Below are 26,755 nucleotides of genomic sequence, written 5' to 3'. Positions count from 1 at the left end.
GATTAATTCCCTAAAGATAAAAGCTGATCAATAGCCTGCTGTGCTTCATCTTCACTAGAGAAGCGGTTGCATAAAATCATGTTCCAGCAAACGTTAAAACAGGCTTTATAAAAGGCGTTAAACTCGTCCTGATCCATACTGGCAAAACTGATTGATTTAGGTTCTTTCACTACGCCTGCTGGTGTTAAGCGATAATTAAAATATCCGGCTTCGATAGTTAGCCAGCGACGAAATGAATTAATGTCTTTGTCTATAACGAGTAGTTTTTCGGCGCGCTTTTTAGCCAGTAAGTTAAGTGCTTCCTCTGCGGCTGTAACAATAATGCCTTTATTACCGGCGAACTTATCCAGCCTCTTAGCTATCCACAGCACAACATCCCGCTCTTTAGGGCTGATAACTCCGCCTGCCGGTTGCCAGTAATCAAAAGCAAAAGGCAGTAAGCCGCCAAAGAATAAACGGTGATGAGGCAGGCTCCGGTCTTTTTGTCTTGTTACTTGTATCTTTACCGGTTGGCCAATCTTAACTTGCTTGAGACTATCGGCATCAATTGCTGTAACTGGTCGCAAGCTGTTATCAATTGCCTTAACTGCTACTAATTCCATGATTAAAATTCCTCAATGCTCCAGCCTCCGCCGTTCTTCTTGGCCCGGCGTTTTACCGCAATAAATTTAAGCGGGTACATATCAGCGGCTACTTTGATTTTTACCCTTGCATCATCCTGCCAGAAGCCCTTTACTTCGTGCATTTCCATCGTGCCGTCACTGCGCATAACGCAATAATCCGGTGTGTAAAAGGTGTTATCTGCCAGCCTGAGTTTTACGCCTTCAAACCGGTACCAGCTTACTGATCCGTCCTGCATGGCTGGCTTTAATACTTCAAGCTCATATGCCTGCTCTGTTTTGTTTTTTTGTCCGGTTTTTAATCTTCCCAGTGCGTAAAAATTTTTTGACATCTTTTCTCCAGTATTTGTTTTTCCAGTTTCTTAAGCCACGCAGCTTTGCTTCAATGTCATCCGGGCTTATATCGATTTCTGCTAGAGCGCAGACTTCTTGAAAACCTCTACTCCTGAAATATCCCATTTCCTGTTCAACCGCCTTATCCAGATCTCTGGAATCGCCTATAGCTTCAGTAGCGTCCTGCAATGCCTGAATAATGACCATTCCCCATAAGGCTCTGCATGCGTGATATTGTTCATAAGGGGATTCAACATAATCATCCGGCTGCTTATCCATGCTACCTCCTGACATACTTACTCCGCTTATTATTTCGGGCTTCCCACCACTCTTCGCGCTTTATTCTCAGATCTTCGGTTATAGGCTCAAATTTGTTGTTTGCACATTCTCTGTGACCGGGGAAATAGTGCCATTTTTCATCATGAGCACAATAGCCATATCCGAGTGCCGCCATTTCGTGGGGGATATATTCGCCTTTATTATTTTTTTCTCTTAGCGTCCAGAATCGGCATGCTATACAGGTATTTTCAGACACGATGTGATCCCCTGTTAATTCAGCGCGCATTTTTGCGTTATTAAATTAAGCAGTTTTCCTAACTGGGCTTTGCCCTCTTCTTTTTGTTTATCGGTTAGAAGATTTCCGGCTTCAATATTCATGCGCTCTTCGCCTGCTGGCAATAAAGCTAAGGCATAATCGTTTGTAATTTTCCCTGTTGCCGCCGCTTCTGTGATTAGTTGCGCTAACTGTTCTTTATCAAGCCCTGCGCTAACGTACCAATCTGGCTGTATACCTTTTGCCTTCTTCTCGCTAACGATGCGCTCATATGCAGTTTTAAACGCAAGCCCTGCACGGTATTTGTCTCCTGCGTTGAATAATGCTGATGCACTTTCTGCTGCATGCATAGCTGTGTGAATTGTAAGGAATGAATTAATGACATATCCTTTCTATCGTAAATCGTAGATACGCACACCCAGTCTCAGGCAATTAAATTTGCGCAAGGCTTCTAAGGGCGTTAAAGCGTTACCTGCCTGCAGGTATTTCAGAATTTGTTCTGATTGGGAATTTATTACTAACCCTCTTAAATTACCTAAACTCGTGCTTGGTTTTAATTGCAGTCATAACTAACCACATTCTTTTAGTACCGAAAAAATAAACACTATTAATTAAAAAGTTATTAATAAAACTTTTAATTTTTACTTATAAAAGTATTTAAATATTCTTCTTTTCGCAGTGTCTTTAAATAATTTAGTTGAGCTTTTGGAATACCTCATTTTTCCCATTGCGAAACAGCACCGCGTGTTATACCGCATAATTTTGCTACAGCCGTATCGCTACCTAATATCTCTATGAATCTATTATCCTTTTCATACATTTTGTTAGCTTTCTATTCTTAAACTATAAAAAGTATAGTTTACTAAATAGTGTAAAGTAAACTATACTTTTTATAGTTTAGAATACTAAACAAATAAAAGGACATTTATACTATGACAAATAAGCTAAAAGAACGTCTTCATGAATTAATGCGGGAGTATGGATTAAAAACCCAAACACAGCTTGCAGATTTTGCTAAGGTTAGCAAAGGATTAGTTCATCAGTGGTTTAATGGTGATACAGGTCTTGGGAAAAAGCCGTTACTAGAATTAGAGAAGAAAACACGATTTTCAGCACAATGGCTAGCAAATGGAACAGGAAATAAATATAAAGATAATGCTATTAATTTATCTGATTCATATAAAATGTATAGTCCATTGGAAGCAGCCGATAGTAATACCACAACCCTGAAATTATATGATATGAATGCTTCTTGCGGTCAAGGAATCATAATTCCTGAATTTCCAGAACTCCTTAGAACTATTGAAATTCCTAATGATGCTCTTTTAGAGTTACTAGGAACAACTAATTTACAAGGAGTACAACTAATGCCTCCTGATGGCGATTCAATGGAGCCAACAATACCAAGGCGATCTATTACATTAATTAAAACAGATATAGATAAATTTCAAGATAGTGGTGTTTATTTAATTACATTTGATGGATATACATACATCAAAAGATTAGCAAGAGGGAAATCAGGTGTAATTAAAGTAATATCTGATAATAAATTATATTCAGATACAGATTTTGACATTAAACCTAATGAAATAGACCAGTTAGTTATCCATGGTAAGTTTTGGAAAGCTTTGCCCTTGGATTTTCTAGATATATAAATTTTAAAATGAATAATGAATATTGCATAAAAGCCGCTTTTAGCGGCTTTATATATTTAATTTTAAATACTTTGAACTACAGACCACCAAAAGGCTACACCGATGATCTCTATTTTATCAATTTTTACTAGCTCATCAGCATATGCTTTATCTTCTTGATTGTAACAACTAATTTTTAAGACATCGCTTGCGATTCTATATAATTTTCTGATTCTAACAAGGCTGCCCTGTTTAATCGCATAAATCCTTCCATCCTTAATAATTTTACTTGATGTATCTATAGCTACAATAGAGCCATCTTTTAAAACAGGCTCCATACTGCTGCCGGCAACTGTTATGCAAACTACGTTCTCTTTTTGGACGCCAAATTTTTTTAATAATTCTTTGGAACATGGCAATTTGAAATCAGATTGATTAAATTGATAACGGTAAATACCTGTTTTTGCGTCAAGTGCATAAGTGTCATGATACAAAGGTATCAGTACATAATGCCCAGAAAAGAGGGAATTTTCATCATACAAAAAGAAATCACCATATAATTCGATATTTGATTGATTATTAATTCCGTCGTTTGGATTATCGATAATTAATTCATTCCCAACTCCTGATACTAACCAATCTGGATTGATTTTTAATTTTTTCTGAATCAGCAGCAATCCTTGTTTTGAGATTCCTCTTTTTTCCCAGTTTACAATTGATTGCTGAACGACACCAAGAACATGAGCTAATTCACTTTGCTTGTGTATATTGTTATTTTTCGCCACGACTTTATACAATCTTGCTGCTGTTTCATGCATTTTCTTATTCATGTAGCTCTGTCAATAAATTAATTTAATATCTAATTGTTACATATTTTTTACATATCACTACCATTTTTATTTTTAAATTTAGTTTTCTAAACTTTTTATTGTTTAAAATCAGAATATAACGTCAATAATAGATAATTTGTTTATTTTTCTATACTCCAACCATTAAAACGATTTAATCAACTCAGTTGATTATTTTTATTCGTAGCATTATCCGCATCGGCTCAAGGCAGCGGAATATAAAAGCCTGAGGCAAGTAGGAGCTTGCTGGCAAGCCGTTAAGCCTTCGCGGGCGGCCGAAACAAAATTGGTAAGTTCATGTAGGACTTACAAACAGAAAAGTCTAAAAATCCAAAGAACTTTATGAAAGGAGAACGACTTTAAATATTAATTTTTGATAGATTCATGAAACAACAAAAGTTAAATTAATATTAAATTTTCAAAGAAAGGAAACGTAATGAAAACTTACTATTTTTATAAATTATAAATTTAAATTCTTTTTCATACTTTAAGTTGATATACGGGCGAGCTAGTGAGTATGCCTGTTGGGAACATCGCCCGACCAGATTGCTAGTGCTGCAAGTTTCTAATTGACATTATGTTTTAATTTTTCCTAAAGAGGTGAACAAGATAACGCCTGATATAGAGGGATATTACAACGTCAGTAATTTAAGAAATGCGCGAACTATTATCAGAAAAGACTGGGAAGAGTTTGGCAGCTTAAATCAATCAGCATAACCAAAGATAAACAGAAATAATTTCTATATCTTTTTATCATTTTATTAATTCAGTTAATAAGTCCGGGGTATTAATCATGAGTAAATTTTCTAGTTATTATGATGATTTGGCTAATTTGATATCTAATGCTGATATTGTGGGAGTTGTAAATAGTTACGCAACGCCAATTGATGAGCAGTTTAAGCATATTAGCGAAGAGGACTTAGCGGATATTATATCGTGCTGCATTAACGTATCGGATAATTCCAACACGATACTAGAAGCATTAAGTATGCTACATATGGGATATGCTAATAAAGATGTGATTGCTTATTTAAAGCTTGAGGATTTTTTGGAGTTTGCAAGTAATATCACATCATTAATAGGCGGTGTTAATAATTGCTTAACACATATTATATCTTCGGCGTGCCGTCTGCAGAATGAAAGACAAGCCTCTGTATCTAATTAATAGATCTATGAATCAATCGAAATTTTAACAATTCAACTATGAGGTGAATAAAGCCAGCTAACCGCTGGCTTTTTAATTCTAACGAAAAGGAAGAAAACATGTAAATTAGATACCTAGGTTTAAAGTCTATTATTTAACCTTCATCGGGTGCTGTGTTAACATTTCATTACCCAGCAAAGGAATAAATAATGGACTTTAAAAATTTATATGCACTTTTAAATATAAAGCCGACAGCATCACAATCAGACATTGCCAAGGCAATGAGGCACGCTGCGCAGCAACAGACAATCACTTTAGATGATTTAAAGCTGTGTAAACAATATCTTTTAAATGAAGAGGAACGAAATAAATACGACGAACGTTTATTTGCCGCATACCCGGAACTTTTAGCCCCTCCGCCTGAACCGAAACCCGAAAAAGCAGAAGAAGTTAAGCCATTAGAACCAGCAAAGACAAAGCAGGGCAATAAAAAGCTGTATCTGATTTTGGTTGTTGTAGCCGCTGCAATTGTGCTGATTGGTACTGTGGCTTATTTCAAACATTTTAAACCCATCGCAGAAGCAAAAGAGGCGGTTAGAGATTTATTGAAAGATCCTGATTCAGCCAAGTTTTATGATGTTAAAAAGGTTGTAAATACCCACAACAAAGAGATATATGTTTGCGGTGAAATGAATGCGAGAGCTCTTGCTGGAGGTTATGCTGGTAAAGAAAAATTTGTATATGAATTAAAATCTAAAAAAGCCACTGTAATCCCAGATAAAAGACCAGATAGTATAATTGTTGAATATTATTATAGTACTTTATATAGAGTAGGCTGTTTAAATACTGATCCTGCAGAATTACTTAAGGCGATGGAAACTACAGGCGATTATGCAGGAAAGGTTTTATCTCTTATTGACAAAAGAAAAGTTTCTGAAAATAGTTTTGAAAGAGAAGAGCTAGCTAAATCTATAGCTAACTTATCCGCGAAGACAAAGGCAGAAGAGCAAAAGCTAACAATTTATACAAATAGTGATGACGATTGATTCAGTTATCACAGCATATGAATAAGTAACAAAGTAAGCAACACAAGCCAGCTAATAGCTGGCTTTTTTAATAGGTTAAAAAAATGAATAGGGTTATTAATAGTTGGAATGAAAATACAACAAACCCAGAACCTGTCGGATACCATGATTTGATAGCGTATGAGGAAGCCTCGCAAAGAGTAAGTGACGCAGCCAAAGAAAAGAAACAAGAAATACTGGAAAAGCTTGGAGACGATGAACTGGTATATATCGCTGGAGAAGCTACAAAATATTCTGATGAAGCGGACAGACTTATAAATGGAATAGTTAAGGCACTTGTATTGGGCTGCCATAAAGATATGACAGTAAGACAACTATTAAGCCATCTATCATTAGAAGCAAGAAAAATCCTAACTGATTATATTTTAAAGCATGCTAATTAAATCAAAAGCCAGCCAAAATGCTGGCTTTAATTTCAAGCCTAAGCTAATCAATCCAAGCACATTTAAACAAGTGTGCTTGGATTGATTAGTAGACATATTTAACATTATTTAACATTTTCTGTGTGCTGTGTTAACATTTTGAAATGTATCAAGGGGAACATAATGGACATTAAAAATTTATATGCACTTTTAAATATAAAGCCGACAGCATCACGCTCAGACATTGCCAAGGCAATGAAGCAAGCAGCGCAGCAACAGACAATTACTTTAGAGGATTTAAAACTATGCAAACTAAATCTTTTAGATGTAGAGGCGCGCAAACAATACAATGCTCGTTTATTTGCAGAATATCCAGAACTTTTAACCCCTCCGCCTGAGCCTGAATCAGTAGAAAAAGCAAAACCACAGCCACCAGCAAAGACAAAACAGGGTAATAAAAAACTGTATCTGATTTTGGTTGTTGTAATTGCACTGATTACCGGTACAGCAGTTTACTTCATGCACTCTAAACTCATCGCGGAAGCAAAAGAGGCGGTTAGAAATACATTGAAAAATCTTGATTCAGCTGAGTTTTATCATGTTGAAATGTCTGTAAATACCCACTACAAAGAACATCTATATGTTTGCGGTGAAGTGGAAGGGAAAACTCTTGATGGTGGTTATACCGGTATAAAAAAATTTGTATATAGATTAAAATCTAAAAAAGCCATTGTAATTTCAAATAAAAGATCAAATGATATAATGCTTGAATATGCTGATAGTTTTACATATAGAGTAGGCTGTTTAAATGCTGATCCTGCCGAGTTGATTAAGGTAGTGAAAACTACAGACACTTATTTAGAAGAGCTTAGATCACTTACTTGGGGACCTGCTCCTAAAAATAATTTTGAAAGAGAAGAGCTAACTAGATCTATAAATAACGTAATCGCGAAAATAAAGGCAGATCGGAAAAAGATAACAATTTATGCAGATAGTGATGACGATTGATTTAGTTATCACAACATATGAATAAGTAATAAAGTAAGCAACATAAGCCAGCTAAATAGCTGGCTTTTTTATTAGCTATAGAGGTGATATTCCAACACGATAAATTAACCCATGTAACAGCAACAACGAGGGAATTGTACATGATTAAAATTCTATAACTGGATTTATTGCAGTTTTTTTAATGTCTGCTGCTCTTTCAGTGTCCCCTGCTTTGTCTGATAAGGAGCAATTAGATATGCAGCGCAGTTATACAGCAAGACAAATGCAGCAGAAAGAATACCAGGCAGATCTGGAAGTAAAACGGTTAGCTGATACATATGCGCGCATGAGTGATAGCGAACGCATGAAAGGTGATGCAGAGCTTAAATGATTTTAGGTGATGATTGTTGACATTCCCGCCCAGCTAAATAGCTGGTTTTTTATGAGACGCGCTTAGAAAATGACTGGATCACAGGTGAATGTGATATTTATGACCCTAAAGAACGTTTTATTATTGATACAAAATGTTCTTGGGATATAGGCACTCACCCGTTTTTTATTGAAGAGGCGCAAAAAAAGGCAGAAAAAGCAGGATATATCTATCAGATGCAGGGTTATATGTGGCTATTTGATTGTGATAAAGCTGATATAGATTTTTGGCTATTCCCCTGCCCTGAAAATCTGCTGGGTACTTACGATAATCCGGCCATGTTGATTGATGCGGTTGAAGATATTCCTATCGCTAAGAGGTTAACAACGGTTACGGTAACAAGAGATGAAAAAATAATCGAAAAGATTAAAGAAAAAGTAGAAATTTGCCAGGAATATTATGACTTGCTGCTAAAACAGGTCGCATAAAAGGATTTCATTATGTCTGTTAATAAAGTAATTCTAATTGGTCGCCTTGGGCGCGACCCTGAAACACGATATATGCCCAATGGCGACGCCATAACGAATTTCTCGCTAGCAACTGATGAACAGTGGCGTGACCGTAATGGAGAACGCCAGACTCGTACAGAGTGGCATAACGTATCCCTGTACGGCAAACTAGGAGAAATAGCTAACCAGTACCTGAGAAAAGGTAGCCAAGTGTTTGTTGAGGGCAAAATTCAGAGCCGTAAATATACCGATAAAGATGGTATCGAACGCATGGCATACAATATTATCGGCAATGAGATGAAAATGCCGAGCAATCGTAATGATGGTTCTGATTCTGGCAATAATAACGCTGCACCACTTACATCATCGAACCCACCACCAGCACCACATCGGCAACCGCCTCAACATGAATCTACAACCGCGCCAATAGATGATATTGATGACGATATTCCGTTTTGATTGAAAAAAATTAAATTGATCAAAATCAAAAATATTAAACCTTTTAAATATTGAAATATTTAAAGGTTTTTTTATATACTCAAAGAAATGTAAATGTAATATTATAAATATATAAATTTTCTTATTGTGGAAAGAAAATAACTATGAAAAAAATCCTTTTTTTATTATTGCTTCCAATTACCTGTTTCGCACAAAGTGAAATAAGTAATTTTTGGGAATATGGCAATGGCACTCGGGCAATTAGTATTAGTTCCGTTATAAATGATAAAGTTGATTCATATATGATATATAAAGATGTAAAACAGGATTCAGATAGTTTTAGATTTCGTTATAGTCCAATTTTATATCTTAAGGCTGATGGTACTTACTTTTCAACGACCACTTCTGAATGTGGTAACGATTGTTTTTATTATTCGGACGGTATCTTTAAAAAAATTGATGAAACACATATACAATTACAAATTGAAGAATCCGGGCAATCGGATTTGTGTCCGGGTGGGAAAAAAGTCAATAGAAAACGACGAGATTTGGGTATTTTTGAAATTAAAACTGATGAAGATGATAGTATAGTAATGAAAAGACAACCCTCATTAATAATGAGGATCGAGCTGGACGAGGTGCTCAGAGCTATAACATCATCAATGAAAGCGGCTTTTACTGACTTATATTACATAGTCACAAAACTGAGGCTAAACAGTTTAAGAAATGGGTAACTAGTGAAGTCCTGCCCTCTATCCGTAAAACAGGCGGCTACTCTCTAACATTAAATAAGCAGCAGCAATATTTGATTAAAGAGGCTGTACTTAATAATGAATGCTGCCCAAACAGGCAAAACATATCAGTCTGTGTATAGAAGTCTCTATACCAAGTTTAAAGTACCCAGATACCAAGACATTCTTGCTAAGAATTTTGATGAGGCACTTTCATTTTTAGGTGGCTCAGTTAAGCCAATCAATAATCAGTCTGCATTATCTAATATGAATCAGGACGGACGCTGGCTGGTAATTGTCGAAAATTACAAAGTTACATATGCAGAGAATATCAACGGTTATAACTGTATCAAGGCCGACTAAAATTATTATTTGATTCTGTAACAAAAACAAGCCAGCTAATTGCTGGCTTTTATTTTGGAGAAATTTATTTGTTGTTCTATAAAACAATATAGTTGAATTATCGAACCGATATAGCTGAATTATCGAACAGGTATAGCTGGATTATTGAACAAATGTCAAACTTGATAACGAGGCACAAAAGGGACACATTTTACTGCATTTTGAAAATATCCCTATGACAGTTTTTGGCCTCACTTTAAAATAGCTACGTTGTAACCAAAATACAAAATAAGTAATCAATATTAAATTTTTTAATATGATAAGCCGCTTTTAAGCGACTTTTTAATGGAGATTACCATGATTGGCAATTATTTAAAGGAACCAGATAAATATTTATATGGAATTTTTGTAAGTGGAGATCCTGGAAATAATAAAAATTACGTGCATTGCTCTATAGAAGAAGCCATCTTTTTTGTTTTTTTGTTCGAGATATTTTAATTTATCATACACATGAAAATATAACAGTTTATATTTATCGGAGAGAGCAAATTGTACCGAGTGAATGTAACGGACAGCGAATACGGCAGGCTGCCGGGACTGACGACAAAAAACAAGCGAATGAATTAGCAGCTAAACATTATTATGAAATGTTTGAGGTGCAAAAGCTTGGTTATAGCCGTGAATACACATGGCGCGAATGTGTTGTTGAATGATTAAAAGAAAACCCGCATAAACAGGAGGATAAAACCACATTATCATATTTACGCTGGCTGGATCATTTTCTTGGTATGCTCACGGTTAATCAGATTGAGCGTGTAAATATTCGCGAAATACGCGACGCTAAGCTGAATCAAGGACGTAAACCAAGGACAGTAAATGCGTATTTAAATCAAGTTAAAACTGTTTTATTAGCTGCTAATAAATAGGGATGGCTGCCTAAAGTACCAGATATTGAGATGCTCAAGGAGCCAGAACCAAGGGAGCGATGGCTTACCGCTATGGAAAAAGAAAGATTGTTCAAGGAGCTGCCAGAGCATTTAAAACCAATTGTAACTTTTGCACTGGCGACAGGTTTAAAAAGGGCGAATGTTGCAGGCTTGAAATGGTCGCAAATTGATTTATCTCGAAGGATCGCATGGATTTTTGCTACTCAGGCAAAATCATCAAAGCCCATAGGAATTCAGCTAAATGATGAAGTCATGAGCGCAATTTTAAGCCAGCGAGGTAAGCATAAAACGAATGTCTTTACTTACAACGGTAAGCCAATTAAAAACCCTGCCGGCACCGCATGGAAAAAAGCATTAAAGCGAGCCAAGATTGAAAATTATAGATTTCATGATAACCGGCATACGTGGGCAACTAATCACGCAGTACAAGGAACACCCACGCGGCAACTAACTGAGTTAGGCGACTGGTCTAGTGAGAAGATGGTAAAAAGATATGTGCATATGAATGTTGAGCACTTAAAACAGTACGCGGCAAACTCGGCGCAAATTGACACCAAATTGACACCAGCTAAGCTTCAATAAAAAAAGCCACAGTGCGAATGTGGCTTTTTTTATTGAAGCTTTGATGTAAATTGGTGGAGGTAAGCGGGATCGAACCGCTGACCTCTTGCATGCCATGCAAGCGCTCTACCAACTGAGCTATACCCCCACTGTATACATCGAGTTACTGCTGAATAGGTTGCGCATTTTACCTGAACTACCGAATTTTGCAAGCCCTGATTCAATCTTTGCTGAGAATAAGAGAAAATATGGTTTTCAACCGGTATGATTTTAAATATAACACTTATCCCATAATAAACATGGATTGATAAAGTAGTCGCATCTGATAATTAAATTTATACTTACATGCTAACCCAGATTTTTTGTTCTCAAACAGGAAAGCGTTTATGCAGCGCAAAAAAAGACAGACTATACTTTTAATATTAACAGGCTTACTGGTATTTGCGCTGGTGTGGGCAACACTTTTATTCCTGCCTAAAAGCAATACAGGCTATCGGTTAAAAGTACCGGCTGGCTACGGCATTAGCGGAGTAAGTCGTAATTTATCTGCTAATGATGTGATTTACAGCCGCTGGGTTTTTGTCGGTACTGCTTATATGCTGGGTATGGGAGATAAAATCAATCGGGGTAATTATCGCATTCCCCATTCAGCTTCCAGCTGGCAGATTTTACAAAGGCTGCGCAACGGTAAACCAGACAGTATTACAGTGCAGATTATTGAAGGCAGTACATTTGCGCAAATGCGCAGGTTAATTGATAACACACCGGATATTGAGCATATTACGAAAGACTGGCCAGACAGCAAATTGCTACAGCAGCTAAATGCTGAAAGTAATTACACTCAGGCGGAGGGGCTGTTTTTTCCGGCTACTTATGATATTAGTTCAGACAGTAGTGATTTATCTCTTTATCAGCAGGCATTTAATACGATGCAGCGACATTTACAGGCTGCATGGGAAGAGCGTCGCAGTGATTTACCCTATCAGTCTGCCTATGATTTACTAATTATGGCCAGCCTGATTGAAAAAGAAACCGGTCATGCTGAAGACAGAAACAATGTAGCAGCTGTATTTGTTAACCGACTCAATCAGCACATGAGATTACAAACAGATCCTACTGTCATTTATGGTATGGGTTCCCGTTATAAAGGCAAGATTGGAAAAGCGGATTTACGCCGTGATACACCATACAATACTTATACTCGTTCTGGTCTGCCGCCTACTCCTATTGCGTTGCCGGGTAAAGCAGCGCTCGAAGCAGCGGCACATCCGGCCAATAACAATTATCTTTACTTTGTAGCGCGAAATGATGGTACAGGACGCAGCCAGTTCAGCCACAATCTGAATGAACACAATGCTGCTGTCCGCCAATATATTCTGAAAAAGCATTAACCGGGTTAACTATAGATGAAAGCAAAATTTATTACTCTGGATGGAATTGACGGTGCCGGTAAATCAACCAACCTCAATACCATACGTAACTGGTTTGAAAAACACCAGCTGCCGGTACTCTTTACCCGGGAACCCGGCGGTACGCCCATTGGTGAGGCATTACGCGAATTATTATTAAACCCGGCTACTCATGCTAATGCCCGTACTGAAACTCTGATGATATTTGCTGCACGCCAGCAGCATCTGGATGAGGTCATTAAACCGGCACTGGAAAAAGGCATACATGTAGTCAGTGATCGTTTTACCGATGCTACATTCGCCTATCAGGGAGGTGGTCGTGGTTTACCGCTGACAGATATCACTATTCTGGAAAACTGGGTGCAGCAAGGTTTTCAGCCCGATTTAACTTTATTACTGGATGTACCTCTTACAGTTGCACAGCAACGTCTCAGCCAAAATAGCCATCCTGACCGCTTTGAACAACTGGATACTGCGTTTTTTGAGCACACTCGCGCTGTCTATCTGGAACGAGCTGCGGCCACACCCCAACGCTATTCTATTATTGATAGCAGTTTGAATCTTCAGGATGTGGCACAGCAAATTAACCAAGGATTAGCACAGTTGTTTGGATTAGATTCATGATTTATCCATGGCTTGAACCAGTCTGGCAACAGATAGCCCGACACTGGCAGCAACAACCGCATGCATGGCTGCTTTATGGTCATCCGGGAATTGGTAAACGGGAATTTGCTGAATATCTGGCACAAGCATTATTGTGCGAGTCGCTGGGTACTAACCATCAGCCGTGTGGTGAATGTACATCCTGTCATTTATACAGTCAGCACAGCCATCCCGATTTTCTGTTGGTTACCCCCGATGAAACAGATGGCGAAGGCGGAGAACGTAAACAGCCACTGATTAAGGTAGAAACTATACGGAACGTTCTGGATTTTGCTCATCTGAGTGCTCATCGTGGCGGCAAGCGTGTAGCTCTGATTTATCCGGCAGAAAATATGAATCTGCAGGCAGCCAACGCCCTGCTGAAAATTCTGGAAGAACCGCCGCAAGGTATGGTATTTATTCTGGTAAGCCATCAGAAAGACCGTCTGTTACCAACAATTAAAAGCCGCTGCCGGCAAGTGGTGTTGACCATACCGGCGCCTGCACAGGCACTGGCTTATGCACAGCAGCAACACGGAGATAATGCAGCTGAACTACTAGCCTTTCACGGCGGAGCCCCCTTGTTTAATGAAAACGACAGCCATACCCGGCTTCGTAACGAATTAATCGCCTTGCTGGTTAAGCCGCGTCTGATTGCTTTATTGGATTATGCCGCTACTTTTGATAAACACAAACTGGCATTGGCTACTTTTCTCGACTGGCTGGCTAAATGGTTACTTGATCTGTCACTAGCCCAGCAAAATATGCAACCCATGTATTATCCTGTATGGAGTAAAGCATTAAATGAGATTAGCCGGCAAGCAGATACATTATCGTTGTTTGCCTTAATTGATAAAGTAAACAAACTTACCCCTTACGGTAAACATACACTCAATGTTAAAATGCAGCTGGAAGATTTATTAATTGAATATCTGAATATTTGGCAGCAAAAAAACACAAAATCTTAAAGGAAATCTATGGCTGAAGCTCCTGTTAATCTGCCGGGCAAAATGCTCAATTTAACGATACCCGACAAACCGGAACTGTATCGCAGTTACATGGCTTTTCTGCAGCATGGCGGTCTGTTTGCCCCTACCACTGATACATTTAATATGGGTGAAGAAGTATTACTGGTCGTTAACTTGCCAGAATTCAACGAAGCCAAATATTTGCGTACCACAGTAGTATGGATCAACACTGCTACCACTTCCACCGGGCAGCCACAGGGAATCGGGCTGGCATTTGGTAAAGATGAAGATAGCATTGCAGTAAAGCAGTCAATTGAAGATATTTTGCCCGGAATACTGTTAAGCGAACGCCCTACCTATACTTTGTAATCATGCTTATCGATTCACACTGCCATTTAAATATGCCTGATCTGGCTGTCAGATTACCGCAAATACTGGAAAATATGGCTCAGGCAGACATAGGTCAGGCTATTGCTATTAGCGTAGACCGTACCAGCGCTGCTGAGGTACTGGCGCTGGCCGAACAGCATACTAATCTGTTTGCCAGCGTTGGTGTTCATCCTGAAGATCAGAATTCAGCAGAAATGAGTGTGGATGAATTGGTTGCCGCTGCCCGACATCCAAAAGTAGTGGGTATCGGAGAAACCGGACTCGATTATCATTGGTGTAGCGGAGATCTGGCATGGCAGCATCAACGTTTCAGTACGCATATTCAGGCATCTAATCAGACCGGCTTGCCTCTGATTATCCATACCCGGGAAGCTGCCAGCGATACATTGCGCTTATTGCATGAAAATCAAGCACAACAAGGTGTGATTCACTGTTTTACAGAAGATACTGCATTTGCCAAAGCTGTACTGGATTTGGGATTTTATATTTCCTTTTCCGGAATTGTAACCTTTAAAAATGCCAGACAGATACAGGAAGCCTGTCGCTATGTTCCGTTAGACCGGATACTGGTGGAAACTGATGCTCCCTATCTGGCACCTGTGCCTAAACGCGGTAAACAAAATGAACCGGCTTACGTGCGTTATACTGCCGAATTTATAGCACAACTGCGCGGAGACAGCATCACCAGCATTGAAGAAGCCACAATGGCTAATACCTATCGGCTTTTTAATAAAATTCCGCCAATCAGCAATTAGTCATGACACAGATTACCGTTACTGTACTTGGCTGCGGCAGCTCATCCGGTACACCGGTTATTGGGTGTGACTGTCCTGCATGTACCAGCACAGATCCCAAAAACCGGCGTACCCGTTGCAGTGCACATGTACAGATTGGTAAACAATACTGGCAAATTGATACTGGAACTGATTTTTACCATCAGGCCTTACAACATAAACTGCAGCGTATCGATGGGGTGCTTTATACTCATCCACATGCAGACCACCTTAACGGCATTGATGATTTGCGTGCATTCTGCTACAGACAACGCGCAGCTATTCCTATTTACGGACACCATGACACCTTGTCCAATATTCAGAACCGTTTCGATTATGCCTTTCTGGAACAGAATAACCATTGGAACCGGCCGGTATTACGTGCATATGAACTGCCATTGAATCAAGGTAAAAATAGCGTTCTGACTATTGAAGGTGTACCTGTATGGCACTTCGGTGTGCCGCATGGTAGTTGGACAACCAGTGCCTTTCGTATTGGCAACATCGCCTGGTTTACCGATCTTAACCATATAGATGAATCTATATTTGCGTACTTAAACGGGCTGGATTATCTCTTTCTTGATTGCCTGATGGATACCCCATATCCAAGTCATCTGAGTACTGAACAAGCTTTTACTTATGCTAAGCGTATCAATGCCAGACAAACTTACTTTATTCATATGACTCATAATCAGGAATATCACGCACTCAAGCATTGCTGCCCCAAAAACTCCGCACCGGCTTATGATGGTTTAATTGTAAGCAGCTATTATTAATATACTTTTATCATAAATATCTTAACATTACTAATAATAAATTTTTACTATATTTTAATTATAAAAATCATCAATTTAAATTTTGAAAAATAAATCAAAATTACAATTCTGCTTGTTCATCATAATCATCCAATACCCCATCATTCATTCTGTCTAAATGCTTTTGTTTACTTAGTTCTTTCAGCTTACTATAAGAAATATAACTACAACTTTCAGATAAAGGACCTTTTTCCAATAGAGAAAACACCGGTCTGAGTATTTCCTGAAAAACCTTTTCCTGTCGGTAATCGGGTGCAACAATATGTAATTTGATATTCATATTCGGTTGCAGTGCAAGTAAATCGGCCATTCTTAATAAACCTGAATAAACCGAAGTCGTATGCTCTACTTCGAACGCCCGAACAATTGAACGCCCTTTTAACCAAATAACATCTATTTGTTCAATCGTACTTATTGTCGCTTCATCATAATTAAGCGGTAATCTGTCCAATAAAGCTTCGGTACCTTTGTTCCATTCTTTTAAGACTCTGCTGCGATCTGCCTTAGGTAACCAAATTCGATGTCCCATACAAGCTCCTATCTGAGCCAGTAATGCCTGCATTTTAATTGATTCACGAACATCATTATTTTGACTGCCTTCATTATCATCTATAGATTCATCATTTTCAGGCACAGAAACTTGAACGACCTTATCTACACGATTCACAGTATGTTTTTTTAAGTTTTTCAACTCTTTTTCATCTAAAGGATATGGAAAAGGATTATTAGCCTGCATCGATAGCATCTCTGCCAATAACTCTCCGTCTTTATCATTAAGTTTATTTAAACTGTTTCGCAGAATACCGGTCCAGATACTACTATTTTTAGGATATGACTGAGTAAAAGAAAGATGCTGCCAGATTTTATCGTCACGAATTGGGATTGAATCAGGTAAGGATAACCATACTTTTGGTCGTACATGAAAACACAAAACATGCTGATCGTCTGTTTCTACAAAATCAGGTTTAATAGCCCTAAACGGTTCGTTATCTAGTATTTCAAGTAAACCACACCAGCGAGAGATGCGGGTAACATAACAAACTAAAATATCTCCGGCTTTAACCCGTTTCGCAACCTCTTTATGTCGTTCATAAAAACCATCAATCGTTCGATCTGATTGAGTAAAAGCCTGATATGTTTCCGGAGTAAAAATTTCGGTGTAGTAAGCCATAGACCGCATCCTGTCCACATTTAATTATGATAACTATTATTGTCTATATCAGAATCACAAAAATTAATGACAGCTCTGAATAAAACTAAGTAAAACAATTATTTTTAATAATTACTGATTCAGATACAGAGTTATACACAATTTACTAAAATAAATTTCTCTATTAACTATATTATCCAAAAATAAAAAATATTTATACAAAAATTATTAAAAAATTAACAATAGCATTAGTTCATTTTAATCATTATCCGGATAAATATAAGATTGTATTAACTTAAATAATGTGTTGTTTGTTCTAATATCTGCTGTAATGTTTCTGCGCTCAACCCTAATGCACGTATACATAAAGCACAATCGGCCGACTGAGTAATCCCCCACAGATATTGATTATTTTCTAACGGCCAGTCTGGCTGTAGTGCAGAATAGATTTCGTTAACCAGTTGCTGGATTTCGTTTTTGCTGGCAGCGGTATTGACATAATAAAGACAAGCCTGATGGGTATATTGCTCCATCTGTCCCAGTACATTCAATGGCTGCTGGTTTGGCTGCCAGTATATATTGTCATTAAGCAATGCCTGTTGCCGGTAATCAATGTTAATGCGTGAAGACAGATAGCGAAAATCCCAGCTTTCCTGATTAAGCACGCGCCCGCAGGCTATGATTTCACCTAGAATGAGCTGACAGTTATCTGCCAGAGTAATGTGCATGGTTTGTGTTAAAGCTGCATCACGATGCAATACCAAAGGATGAGGCAGATAGCATAGCCGGCTGTGTTCATGCAAGCAGATACGGGTATGCTGCTGTGCTTCCGTAGCAGCCGGCATGGATTGCACACGGGTAAATGCCTGAGTAAACAAATACAATTGGGTTTGCTCAGCCAGTTCTATGCCAATATCGATACTATCCCCTGCCAGTAATCCCGGTGATGAACTCATCTGTATCGCCGGCAAAGCCTGCGACCATACCGGTGATATCATTTGCGGTAAAGGCAGAATTTTCAGCGGTGGTGTATAAAAGCAACTGGCAAAGGTAGTCTGTCCGTGCCGGTTTAGCTGAGTAGATAGATGTAAGCGGCTGTGCATTAACGTATCAGACCGGCTGGTTCGTCTGTGTTCTCAAGTAAGGCGTATTTTTTAATCCATTTGATTACAGTGTTAATACCTTCCTCTGCCATCAGATTGGTAAATACAAATGGCTGCCCTTTTCGCATACGCTGTGCATCATGCTGCATCACTTCAAGGCTGGCACCTACATACGGCGCTAAATCAGTTTTATTGATAACCAGCAAATCAGAACGGGTAATACCCGGTCCGCCTTTGCGCGGAATTTTTTCTCCCTGCGCCACATCAATAACAAACAGCGTAACATCAGCCAGATCAGGGCTGAAAGTAGCTGAAAGATTATCACCGCCACTTTCGATAAATACTATCTGAATATCTGGAAAGCGTGCTGTCATTTCATCTACTGCTTCCAGATTCATACTGGCATCTTCACGAATGGCAGTATGCGGACAGCCACCGGTTTCTACGCCCATAATTCGTTCTGGTGGCAACAGGCTGTTTTTGGTCAGAAATTCAGCATCTTCCTGCGTATAGATATCATTGGTAATCACCGCAATACTATATTCCTTAGTCATATGACGGGTAAGTTTTTCAATCAATGCAGTTTTACCGGAACCTACCGGACCGGCAACGCCGATTTTAATGTATTCACGCATGGTGTTCCTTCTGCATCGATTCCGTTTATTCGGATTGATACAGTATTTCACGACTAACTCAGCTGCTTCTATTCAGACAGAACAGCTTGTTTATTAAACAATCAGTTCAGAAGCCATTTCTGTCTGAACTGATTTTATCCGGGTATTGTTATCAGCCTGCAAACAGCATACCGAAACCAATCAGACCAATCACGCTGCCGGTAAAACGTAATACCCACTGATGTTTACTCATTACAGTACCCAGTGCAAATCCGATGGCATGCAAAACCGCCGTTGCAATAATAAAGCCACAGGCATAACTGAATGCACCATGTGAGCCCATTTCGGCACCATGTGCAATACCATGAAACAAAGCAAACAAGCCAACCAGCAGCATAGCAGCACCAGCCGGTACTTTTTTCAGCCAGGCCGCAGCTAGCCCCAATACCAGTACGGAAACGGCAATCCCCTGCTCCAGCATTGGTATTCGGATATCCTGTGCTCCCATCACAAATCCAGCAGTCATCACACTGACAAAAGTAACAGGAATCAGCCAGCGTGCTTTACCCTGAAAAGTTGCCGCCCATAAACCCACTGCTACCATAGCCAGCAGATGATCCCAGCCACTGAGCGGATGCTGAACACCTGCCATCCAGCCTTCGGTAAGGTGTCCGGGATGAGCAAAGGCAAATGCCGGGGTTAATAATAACAAAGCAAATATTTTTTTCATGTTTTCCTCCAGTGTTGAGACATTAACTCATATACAAACGGCTATACAAACGCTCGTGCTGCATTGCCCGAATGTCCGTTGCCAGTGTTGTAGCGCCAAGTTGCTGTTGTTGCGGTTGCATACTTGCAATAACGATATGAGCTATTACTGCATGCAATTCAATTAACATTTCCTGTCCGGCCATCTGGCTCAGCGGTATCAGCTTAACCCCGTTGGTAATTAAACCTATTACGGCATTGTAATAAAATGCCTGCAATGCTGCCGCTTTATCCAGTTGCAGGGACGCAGCAAGTAATCCAAATACCAGCGGGTAAAACCCGCGTACCTGCTGTGCTGTTAACGCAGCCTGATAGGAAGCCACTATTGCTGCGCTGGTATGTGGTGCAAAAATTTTCAGCAGACGTATGCCGAGCTTATAACTGCTTTCCCGTAATTCACGTGCAATTTTTGTCGCCCCTATCTGCCTGTCCAGAGATATCAGGGCATTCAGATTATGTTCAGTAGCAGCAGTATAAGCCAGAGACATATAAGCACCATCATTATGTAACCAATTTTGCTTTAGCTGTGTTTCAGCAAATGCTTTCAGTGTAACAGCATCATAAATAATGCCCTGCTGAACAAAAGTCTCCAGCCCTCCGGAATGGTTAAAACTACCGATTGGCAGCGTCGGGTCGGCCAGTTGCAGCAATAATCCTGCACGTGTCAGTGTTTCAATATCAATTTTTCGGTCTAAGCCGGACATATAGTGCAATTCATTAATGATGGTGATGACCGGTTATATCATGGCTATGGCTGTGTCCTGCACCGATACCCGGCGCTGAATTAGCCCGCAACTGTTCACTTAATCTTCGTTGCTGACGTGTCGGTGCAAATCCGGCAGCCTGCAGCCACTCAAATAAAGGTTTATCAAACGGCAACAGTAATTCATTACCATCCAGAAACAATGGTGTGTGTTTATTGCCGATTTCATAGCAGGCACGTGCCATTTCCGGCAAAGTTTGCGGAGCAAGTACCATGACTTCACTTGGCTCGATTTGCACTGCAATGACCAGCTGTTTATCCAGATAAACCACATCATCATGATGCAGTCGCTGCCCCTCTTTCAGCAGGCGAAAAGCAATTTCGCGCCCGCCGGCAGTTGTAGTACGGATAATGCGCCGGTCTGCTTCAAACCATTGCAGGCAGACAGTATCCAGCATCTGAGTAGTAATCTGCTTCTCCTGTGTAAGTGTTTGCAGATTGCCGATAATGGTTTGGATAATTAGATTCATTTTAAGCTTAATTCGTTATTTTGCTCAGAACGAGCTTCAAATTGATTAATTAAAAAATCAATTGCATTAAAAGAAATAGCACCAATTACCCCAATAATAAAAATTTTGACACTTATAATTAAAAAATTATCAATTTCAGAAAAATTTTTCAATGACCATATAAACGTATTATTTAAAGTGGCAAAAAAAACAATATATAAATTGAATACACTTTTTTTCAGGAGTTTTATTAAATCCAGATTAATGACATGTGATTTATTTGTATTTAAATTAAACAAAAAATTAAATATTATCGAAAACAAAAATAAAATTATTGATACAAAATAAATACTGTTTAGTCTCAGCTTATCACTTAACATAATAATTATTTGAGTCCAAACTGGATCACTGTACAATATCAAAGTCACTGTTGATAATTTAATACTTTTAAAAAATATTTTTTTACATTCAGAATTAATTTCTAAACATGATTTCATAAATATATAGAAAATTTCCATAAATTTCGATTCCTATAAAATCAAAACAGAAAATATCGCTGCGCCAAAGCCACTCTATTTACTGGTTTACAGGTAATATGTTCGCCATTCACCTGCACTTCATAAGTTTCCGGATTTACGCTGATTTCCGGCATAGCATTATTGTGAATCAGGTCTTTTTTACCGATTGCACGGCAATTATGCACTGGCAGAGTCTGTTTAGATAAACCGTATTTTTTGCGAATATCATTATCCACTCCTGCCTGAGAGACAAATAACACGGCAGTATCTTGAACAGCACGCCCCAGCGCGCCAAACATCGGCCGGTAAATGACTGGCTGCGGAGTCGGAATCGAGGCATTCGGATCACCCATACGTGCATAACTGATGCTGCCGCCCTTGATAATAATTTCCGGCTTAACTCCAAAAAATGCCGGTTTCCACAGAACCAAATCGGCAATTTTACCTGCTTCAATTGAGCCGACATAATCACTGATACCCTGAGCAATAGCCGGATTAATGGTGTATTTCGCCAGATATCGCTTAATACGGAAATTGTCATTCGCACCTGTTTCTTCGGTCAGACGTCCGCGCTGCTGTTTCATTTTATCGGCAGTTTGCCATGTTCGCAGAATGACTTCTGCCACTCTGCCCATAGCCTGCGAATCTGAACTCATAATCGAAAATACACCCATATCATGCAAAATATCTTCGGCAGCAATGGTTTCAGGACGAATTCGTGAATCAGCAAACGCCACATCTTCTGCTACACTTTTATCCAGATGATGGCACACCATCAGCATATCCAGATGTTCGTCTATGGTATTAACTGTAAACGGACGGGTAGGATTGGTGGAAGCCGGTAATACATTCGGATACATCGCAGCCTTAATAATATCCGGAGCATGCCCGCCACCTGCACCTTCAGTATGAAAGGTATGGATTACACGGCCATTAATTGCCCGCATGGTATCTTCAAGAAAACCGCCTTCATTCAGCGTATCAGTATGAATTGCCACCTGTACGTCCATCTCATCGGCCACCCGTAATGATGCATCGATGACGGCGGCTGTAGCACCCCAGTCTTCATGGATTTTTAACCCAAGTGCTCCGGCATTTATCTGTTCACGCAGCGGCTCCGGAGTCCCACAGTTACCTTTGCCGAAAAAACCAAGGTTAACCGGCGCTTGTTCAGCAGCCTGTAACATTTTCTGAATATGCCATGCGCCCGGTGTGACTGTGGTGGCATTGGTACCATCGGCCGGACCGGTACCACCGCCAATCATGGTAGTAATACCCGATTCGATGGCATGAGTAATCTGTTGCGGAGAAATAAAGTGAATATGGGTATCAATCCCGCCTGCGGTCGCGATCAGGTTGGCGCCATTATGCACTTCGGTAGCAGCACCAATAATCATCCCGGGGTGCACTCCGTCCATTGTATCCGGATTACCTGACTGACCTACAGCAACAATTTTGCCGTCACGAATACCAATATCAGCTTTTACAATGCCCCAATAGTCGATTATCAGTACATTGGTGATAACCATATCAAGCACATTTCCATTACTGCGCGTTGCTGTAGCAGACTGTGCCATTCCGTCCCGGATGGATTTACCACCACCGAATTTTCCTTCGTCACCATATGTAAGCAAATCACGCTCTACTTCTGCAAATAATTCGGTATCACCCAAACGTACTTTATCGCCTACTGTTGGTCCGTAAGTAGCAACATATTGCCGGCGGGAAATTTTCAGGCTCATAGCTGGTTTCTCTGTCTAAATAATTTGTATCGATTTTCGGTAAGTTATTTTTGCTATTAATCAGAATATATATCAATCTGTTATTGCTCAGACGGATAAATTATTCACTGTTTACGCTGCCATTTATGGCATTATGAAAACCAAATATTTTTTTGTACCCGCCAAATTCCGTCAGTTCAACCGTTTTCGATTCTCCGGGTTCAAATCGGACTGCGTTACCGGAAGGAACATTCAGACGCATGCCGCGTGTCTGCTCCCGATCAAAATCAAGTGCCGGATTGGTTTCATAAAAATGATAGTGGGAACCCACTTGTATCGGACGGTCACCACGATTAATGACAACAATGGTCATTGTACGGCGGTTCTGATTGGCCATGATGTCATCTGCGGCCAGAATATATTCTCCCGGAATCATGCTATTTCTCCTGAATTTGTTTTGAGCAGATATTATTTGCTGTTTAATAATAAATCGCCTGCAGCTAATCTCAGAATAACTGACGTTTTTTTCATCGGATAGGCTGATGTACGGTAACCAGCTTTGTACCGTCCGGAAAAGTAGCTTCAATCTGGACTTCATCTACCATATCGGCAACACCTTCCATAACATCAGCAGTGGTGAGCAGTGTTGCTCCGTACTGCATAAGTTCGGCCACGCTCATACCATCCCGTGCAGCTTCTTGTAGCTGGCTGCTGATATAAGCTATCGCTTCCGGATAGTTTAGTTTTACTCCCCGCGCCCGGCGTTTGGCCGCAAGTTCTCCTGCCAGAAACAGCATCAGTTTTTCCTGTTCACGACTGGTTAAGTGCATAGTTTCTCTCTGTAAATTATTGGATTGATGAATTAATTTTATATGACTTTATTATATATCTTAGATAGATTTATCTATCTTTATAATATTGATAAATTTTATAAATGATCAGACTTAGAAAAATAATTAAAAATATTCTTCCTAAGATGGAGCCAGTTTTATAGGTGGTACTATTTTCATCCACATTCGCAAAAGCATTTGTTATAGGAATAGTAAATATGGCACTTGACCATAAAAAATGTTTTATGTATTTCATAATCTGATTAAATTTGAGTTAAAAAATTAGCTTTCAAAATGCTTATTTAAACTTAAATTTATTAAACAAATGTTATAAAAACATAATAAACTTAAATAAAACAGTTTGTACAGTTAAATCGTAAATCCTTATATAAAAATGCCTGTTCTGATTACTTATACCGTAACAGAAGCAGGCATTTTAAAATATTTAATTTTTAAGTCTTTTAACTTGCTTTACACTGATTAAATCACCCCCTGAGCTTTAATCCGCGGCTGACTATCCAGCTTATTCAAAGCAGACAAATAAGCTTTGGCACTGGCGACGAGAATATCGGTATCAGCTCCCTGGCCATTAACTATATAGCCTTCGCGTGATAAACGCACGGTTACTTCACCTTGACTTTCAGGGCCAGCAGTAATCGCATTTACCGAATAAAGCTGTAAATCGGCAGAACTGTTAACTTTAGACTCAATGGCTTTGAATACCGCATCTATCGGTCCTGAACCATGACCGCTAGCCCGTTTTTCGTTTCCGTCCAGATTAAAAACAATTTCTGCTACCGGCTCTTCTCCGGTTTCACTGTGAATACTCAGAGATACATATTTGTAACGATCCGGTGCACGGCTAACCAGCTCATCTGAAACCAGCGCATGCAAGTCTTCATCAAAAATTTCACGTTTTTTATCTGCCAGCTCTTTAAAGCGGGCAAAGGCTGCATTCAGTGCTTCTTCACTATCCAGCTCGATACCCAGCTCCTGTAATTTAGTCCGGAAAGCATTACGACCGGAAAGTTTACCCAGTGTAAGCCGGTTTGTACTCCAGCCTACTGATTCAGCCGACATGATTTCATAAGTTTCGCGGCATTTCAGCACTCCATCCTGATGGATACCGGACTCATGGGCGAAAGCATTAGCGCCTACAATGGCTTTATTTGGCTGGACAGGATACCCGGTAACTGTAGAAACCATTTTTGAGGTAGGAACAATTTGTGTGGTATCAATATTGGTTTCCAGACCAAAAATGTCGTGACGGGTCTTCAGTGCCATTACTACTTCTTCCAGACTGGCATTACCTGCCCGTTCACCCAGACCATTAATAGTACACTCTACCTGTCGTGCACCTCCGCTTACGGCGGCCAGTGAGTTTCCTACGGCCAGCCCCAGATCATTATGACAGTGTGCCGACCAGATAACCTTATCACTGCCGGGTGTTTTCTGAATCAATTCACGGAAAAATGCCTCAGTCTGAAAAGGAATGGCATAACCCACTGTATCCGGAATATTGATGGTAGTAGCACCTGCCTCAATAACTGCCTGACAAATCTCGGCAAGAAAATTGATATCACTGCGCAATGCATCTTCGCAGGAAAACTCCACATCATCAGTATATTCGCGTGCAATTTTTACTGCTTTAACTGCGGTTTCTTTAACCTGTTGCGGTTTCATGCGCAGTTTATGTTCCATATGCAACGGGCTGGTAGCAATAAAAGTATGAATGCGTTTGCGCTTTGCCGGTGCAATGGCTTCGCCGGCCTTACGTACATCTCGTTCATTAGCTCGTGACAGTGAACATACCGTTGCATTCTGAATAATTTCGGCAATACTGTGAATAGCATCGAAATCACCCGGACTGGCAGCAGCAAATCCTGCCTCAATGACATCTACACCTAACTTCTCCAACTGGCGTGCGATGCGGATTTTTTCTTCTTTGGTCATGGCTGCACCCGGCGACTGTTCTCCATCGCGCAGAGTGGTGTCAAATATAATGACTCGATTATTGGTACTGGTCATTCTTGGTCTCTCCAAGGTAGTGTTATTGTGTTGCATAAATGCATTGATATCCAGCGGCTTATTTTGTTTCTCAGCCATTAGAATAATTTTTTGTAACTGATTTAATGGTAATGAACCACGCTTACGCCATTTATAAATAGCAGCTGTAGAAGCAGCATTATCTGGATAATGTTGTTTGAGTGCTTCTGCCAAAGCATTGACGCCACCAAAATAGGCAATTAAGCGGTCTATATTCAATTGCATAACTGACCTTTTGTCCAATTTACTCATTTTATTGTGCTACAATATATTCCGTTAAGCTAATATACGTAAAATTAGACATTAAAGCAAGTTAAATTTCTATTTTTCTT

The 26,755-nt window shown here is 39.5% G+C and carries 35 protein-coding genes and 1 tRNA gene; 17 read left to right on the top strand and 19 right to left on the bottom strand.

The genetic code is table 11. The features are described from left to right. Positions 1-2: 2 nt before the first annotated feature. The 6 genes from H3V00_RS08835 to H3V00_RS11680 all read right to left on the bottom strand — a co-directional run bounded on the left by H3V00_RS08835 (position 3) and on the right by H3V00_RS11680 (position 2,326). Positions 3-602, bottom strand: a complete 600-nt coding sequence (locus H3V00_RS08835; RefSeq protein ID WP_084585128.1) for a DUF1367 family protein — start codon at positions 600-602, stop codon at positions 3-5. Positions 603-604: 2 nt separating this feature from the next. Beyond that, the gene (locus H3V00_RS08830) at positions 605-952 is read right to left on the bottom strand and encodes a DUF1064 domain-containing protein (RefSeq protein WP_084562290.1); all 348 of its coding nucleotides are present in this window, start codon (positions 950-952) and stop codon (positions 605-607) included. Next, a complete protein-coding gene (locus H3V00_RS08825; RefSeq protein ID WP_084585129.1) occupies positions 882-1,232 on the bottom strand; it encodes a hypothetical protein in 351 nt (116 codons plus the stop codon). The genes H3V00_RS08830 and H3V00_RS08825 overlap by 71 nt, the downstream gene beginning before the upstream one ends. Positions 1,233-1,502: 270 nt before the next feature. Then, positions 1,503-1,856, bottom strand: a complete 354-nt coding sequence (locus H3V00_RS08820) for a hypothetical protein (RefSeq protein ID WP_100125139.1) — start codon at positions 1,854-1,856, stop codon at positions 1,503-1,505. A 42-nt stretch (positions 1,857-1,898) separates the two neighbouring features. Further along, on the bottom strand, positions 1,899-2,021 hold the full coding sequence (locus H3V00_RS11575) for a helix-turn-helix domain-containing protein (RefSeq protein WP_084551498.1): 123 nt from the start codon (positions 2,019-2,021) through the stop codon (positions 1,899-1,901). Between the two features lie 200 nt (positions 2,022-2,221). Next, positions 2,222-2,326 (bottom strand): Cro/CI family transcriptional regulator, encoded by a 105-nt coding sequence (locus H3V00_RS11680; protein ID WP_110413925.1) that lies wholly within the window; start codon positions 2,324-2,326, stop codon positions 2,222-2,224. Positions 2,327-2,438: 112 nt separating this feature from the next. On the opposite strand from H3V00_RS11680, the gene H3V00_RS08805 reads away from it, so the two are divergent. Further along, positions 2,439-3,161 (top strand): S24 family peptidase, encoded by a 723-nt coding sequence (locus H3V00_RS08805; RefSeq protein ID WP_084585132.1) that lies wholly within the window; start codon positions 2,439-2,441, stop codon positions 3,159-3,161. Between the two features lie 62 nt (positions 3,162-3,223). Here H3V00_RS08805 and H3V00_RS08800 read toward each other — a convergent pair whose 3' ends face one another. Continuing rightward, positions 3,224-3,970 carry a LexA family transcriptional regulator gene (locus H3V00_RS08800; protein WP_084551450.1) on the bottom strand — a complete coding sequence of 249 codons (747 nt, stop codon included), beginning with the start codon at positions 3,968-3,970 and terminating at the stop codon, positions 3,224-3,226. Positions 3,971-4,781: 811 nt separating this feature from the next. Between H3V00_RS08800 and H3V00_RS08795 the strand changes: the two genes are divergently transcribed. From H3V00_RS08795 to H3V00_RS08755, 10 genes are all read left to right on the top strand, one after another. Next, on the top strand, positions 4,782-5,153 hold the full coding sequence (locus H3V00_RS08795) for a hypothetical protein (RefSeq protein WP_100125138.1): 372 nt from the start codon (positions 4,782-4,784) through the stop codon (positions 5,151-5,153). A 188-nt stretch (positions 5,154-5,341) separates the two neighbouring features. Continuing rightward, entirely contained in the window at positions 5,342-6,178 is an 837-nt protein-coding gene (locus H3V00_RS08790) for a hypothetical protein (RefSeq protein WP_084551452.1), read from the top strand. A gap of 83 nt (positions 6,179-6,261) precedes the next feature. After that, positions 6,262-6,600 (top strand): hypothetical protein, encoded by a 339-nt coding sequence (locus H3V00_RS08785; protein ID WP_084551453.1) that lies wholly within the window; start codon positions 6,262-6,264, stop codon positions 6,598-6,600. A 162-nt stretch (positions 6,601-6,762) separates the two neighbouring features. Beyond that, a complete protein-coding gene (locus H3V00_RS08780; protein ID WP_084551454.1) occupies positions 6,763-7,587 on the top strand; it encodes a hypothetical protein in 825 nt (274 codons plus the stop codon). A gap of 235 nt (positions 7,588-7,822) precedes the next feature. Further along, complete coding sequence (locus H3V00_RS11570) at positions 7,823-7,957, top strand: hypothetical protein (protein WP_255454428.1); 135 nt, start codon at positions 7,823-7,825, stop codon at positions 7,955-7,957. A 215-nt stretch (positions 7,958-8,172) separates the two neighbouring features. Then, entirely contained in the window at positions 8,173-8,424 is a 252-nt protein-coding gene (locus H3V00_RS08775) for a hypothetical protein (protein WP_174829823.1), read from the top strand. A 12-nt stretch (positions 8,425-8,436) separates the two neighbouring features. Continuing rightward, entirely contained in the window at positions 8,437-8,904 is a 468-nt protein-coding gene (locus H3V00_RS08770) for a single-stranded DNA-binding protein (RefSeq protein WP_084585134.1), read from the top strand. Positions 8,905-9,047: 143 nt separating this feature from the next. Beyond that, a complete protein-coding gene (locus tag H3V00_RS08765; protein ID WP_084585135.1) occupies positions 9,048-9,617 on the top strand; it encodes a hypothetical protein in 570 nt (189 codons plus the stop codon). Between the two features lie 96 nt (positions 9,618-9,713). Continuing rightward, a complete protein-coding gene (locus H3V00_RS08760; RefSeq protein WP_084551457.1) occupies positions 9,714-9,977 on the top strand; it encodes an ORF6C domain-containing protein in 264 nt (87 codons plus the stop codon). A gap of 977 nt (positions 9,978-10,954) precedes the next feature. After that, positions 10,955-11,485, top strand: a complete 531-nt coding sequence (locus tag H3V00_RS08755; protein ID WP_198207573.1) for a site-specific integrase — start codon at positions 10,955-10,957, stop codon at positions 11,483-11,485. A gap of 51 nt (positions 11,486-11,536) precedes the next feature. On the opposite strand, the gene H3V00_RS08750 is transcribed toward H3V00_RS08755, so the two are convergent. Then, positions 11,537-11,612, bottom strand: a tRNA-Ala gene (locus H3V00_RS08750). A gap of 238 nt (positions 11,613-11,850) precedes the next feature. On the opposite strand from H3V00_RS08750, the gene mltG reads away from it, so the two are divergent. Genes mltG through H3V00_RS08720 form a run of 6 tightly spaced genes read left to right on the top strand, consistent with a single transcriptional unit; the run spans position 11,851 to position 16,422 of the window. Beyond that, complete coding sequence (mltG, locus tag H3V00_RS08745) at positions 11,851-12,855, top strand: endolytic transglycosylase MltG (protein WP_198207575.1); 1,005 nt, start codon at positions 11,851-11,853, stop codon at positions 12,853-12,855. Positions 12,856-12,870: 15 nt separating this feature from the next. Continuing rightward, the gene (gene tmk / locus H3V00_RS08740; RefSeq protein ID WP_025330087.1) at positions 12,871-13,497 is read left to right on the top strand and encodes a dTMP kinase; all 627 of its coding nucleotides are present in this window, start codon (positions 12,871-12,873) and stop codon (positions 13,495-13,497) included. After that, positions 13,494-14,483, top strand: coding sequence for a DNA polymerase III subunit delta' (gene holB / locus H3V00_RS08735; RefSeq protein WP_198207576.1), 990 nt, complete (start codon positions 13,494-13,496; stop codon positions 14,481-14,483). The genes tmk and holB overlap by 4 nt, the downstream gene beginning before the upstream one ends. Positions 14,484-14,492: 9 nt before the next feature. Then, on the top strand, positions 14,493-14,852 hold the full coding sequence (locus H3V00_RS08730; protein ID WP_025330085.1) for a PilZ domain-containing protein: 360 nt from the start codon (positions 14,493-14,495) through the stop codon (positions 14,850-14,852). After that, positions 14,852-15,628, top strand: a complete 777-nt coding sequence (locus H3V00_RS08725) for a TatD family hydrolase (protein WP_078474247.1) — start codon at positions 14,852-14,854, stop codon at positions 15,626-15,628. Before H3V00_RS08730 ends, H3V00_RS08725 begins: the two co-directional genes overlap by 1 nt. A 2-nt stretch (positions 15,629-15,630) precedes the next feature. Continuing rightward, positions 15,631-16,422: an MBL fold metallo-hydrolase gene (locus H3V00_RS08720; protein ID WP_078474246.1), complete on the top strand. Its 792-nt coding sequence runs from the start codon at positions 15,631-15,633 to the stop codon at positions 16,420-16,422. Positions 16,423-16,522: 100 nt separating this feature from the next. Here the strand turns inward: H3V00_RS08720 and H3V00_RS08715 are convergent, their stop codons facing one another. The 11 genes from H3V00_RS08715 to H3V00_RS08665 all read right to left on the bottom strand — a co-directional run bounded on the left by H3V00_RS08715 (position 16,523) and on the right by H3V00_RS08665 (position 26,648). Continuing rightward, positions 16,523-17,632 carry a hypothetical protein gene (locus H3V00_RS08715; RefSeq protein ID WP_078474245.1) on the bottom strand — a complete coding sequence of 370 codons (1,110 nt, stop codon included), beginning with the start codon at positions 17,630-17,632 and terminating at the stop codon, positions 16,523-16,525. Positions 17,633-17,901: 269 nt separating this feature from the next. Beyond that, positions 17,902-18,714: an urease accessory protein UreD gene (locus tag H3V00_RS08710; RefSeq protein ID WP_198207578.1), complete on the bottom strand. Its 813-nt coding sequence runs from the start codon at positions 18,712-18,714 to the stop codon at positions 17,902-17,904. Beyond that, a complete protein-coding gene (ureG, locus tag H3V00_RS08705; RefSeq protein ID WP_084553257.1) occupies positions 18,714-19,349 on the bottom strand; it encodes an urease accessory protein UreG in 636 nt (211 codons plus the stop codon). The genes H3V00_RS08710 and ureG overlap by 1 nt, the downstream gene beginning before the upstream one ends. Positions 19,350-19,500: 151 nt before the next feature. After that, on the bottom strand, positions 19,501-20,058 hold the full coding sequence (locus H3V00_RS08700; protein ID WP_084553258.1) for a HupE/UreJ family protein: 558 nt from the start codon (positions 20,056-20,058) through the stop codon (positions 19,501-19,503). Between the two features lie 22 nt (positions 20,059-20,080). After that, the gene (locus H3V00_RS08695; RefSeq protein WP_198207580.1) at positions 20,081-20,800 is read right to left on the bottom strand and encodes an urease accessory protein UreF; all 720 of its coding nucleotides are present in this window, start codon (positions 20,798-20,800) and stop codon (positions 20,081-20,083) included. A 13-nt stretch (positions 20,801-20,813) separates the two neighbouring features. Continuing rightward, positions 20,814-21,329: an urease accessory protein UreE gene (gene ureE / locus H3V00_RS08690; RefSeq protein ID WP_084548079.1), complete on the bottom strand. Its 516-nt coding sequence runs from the start codon at positions 21,327-21,329 to the stop codon at positions 20,814-20,816. Continuing rightward, positions 21,326-21,826: a hypothetical protein gene (locus H3V00_RS08685; RefSeq protein ID WP_084553261.1), complete on the bottom strand. Its 501-nt coding sequence runs from the start codon at positions 21,824-21,826 to the stop codon at positions 21,326-21,328. The genes ureE and H3V00_RS08685 overlap by 4 nt, the downstream gene beginning before the upstream one ends. A 20-nt stretch (positions 21,827-21,846) precedes the next feature. Further along, entirely contained in the window at positions 21,847-23,568 is a 1,722-nt protein-coding gene (gene ureC, locus H3V00_RS08680; protein WP_198207582.1) for an urease subunit alpha, read from the bottom strand. A gap of 100 nt (positions 23,569-23,668) precedes the next feature. Further along, the gene (gene ureB, locus H3V00_RS08675; RefSeq protein ID WP_084551343.1) at positions 23,669-23,983 is read right to left on the bottom strand and encodes an urease subunit beta; all 315 of its coding nucleotides are present in this window, start codon (positions 23,981-23,983) and stop codon (positions 23,669-23,671) included. 91 nt (positions 23,984-24,074) lie between these two features. Beyond that, complete coding sequence (gene ureA, locus H3V00_RS08670) at positions 24,075-24,377, bottom strand: urease subunit gamma (RefSeq protein WP_025330073.1); 303 nt, start codon at positions 24,375-24,377, stop codon at positions 24,075-24,077. Between the two features lie 480 nt (positions 24,378-24,857). Further along, positions 24,858-26,648, bottom strand: coding sequence for a 2-isopropylmalate synthase (locus H3V00_RS08665; RefSeq protein WP_025330072.1), 1,791 nt, complete (start codon positions 26,646-26,648; stop codon positions 24,858-24,860). Positions 26,649-26,755: the final 107 nt, after the last annotated feature.

Source organism: Snodgrassella sp. W6238H11 (assembly GCF_016100525.1).
Lineage (GTDB): Bacteria > Pseudomonadota > Gammaproteobacteria > Burkholderiales > Neisseriaceae > Snodgrassella > Snodgrassella alvi.
The sequence above is the reverse complement of the archived record's forward strand: the minus strand, read 5'-3'. Positions and strand labels throughout refer to the sequence as shown.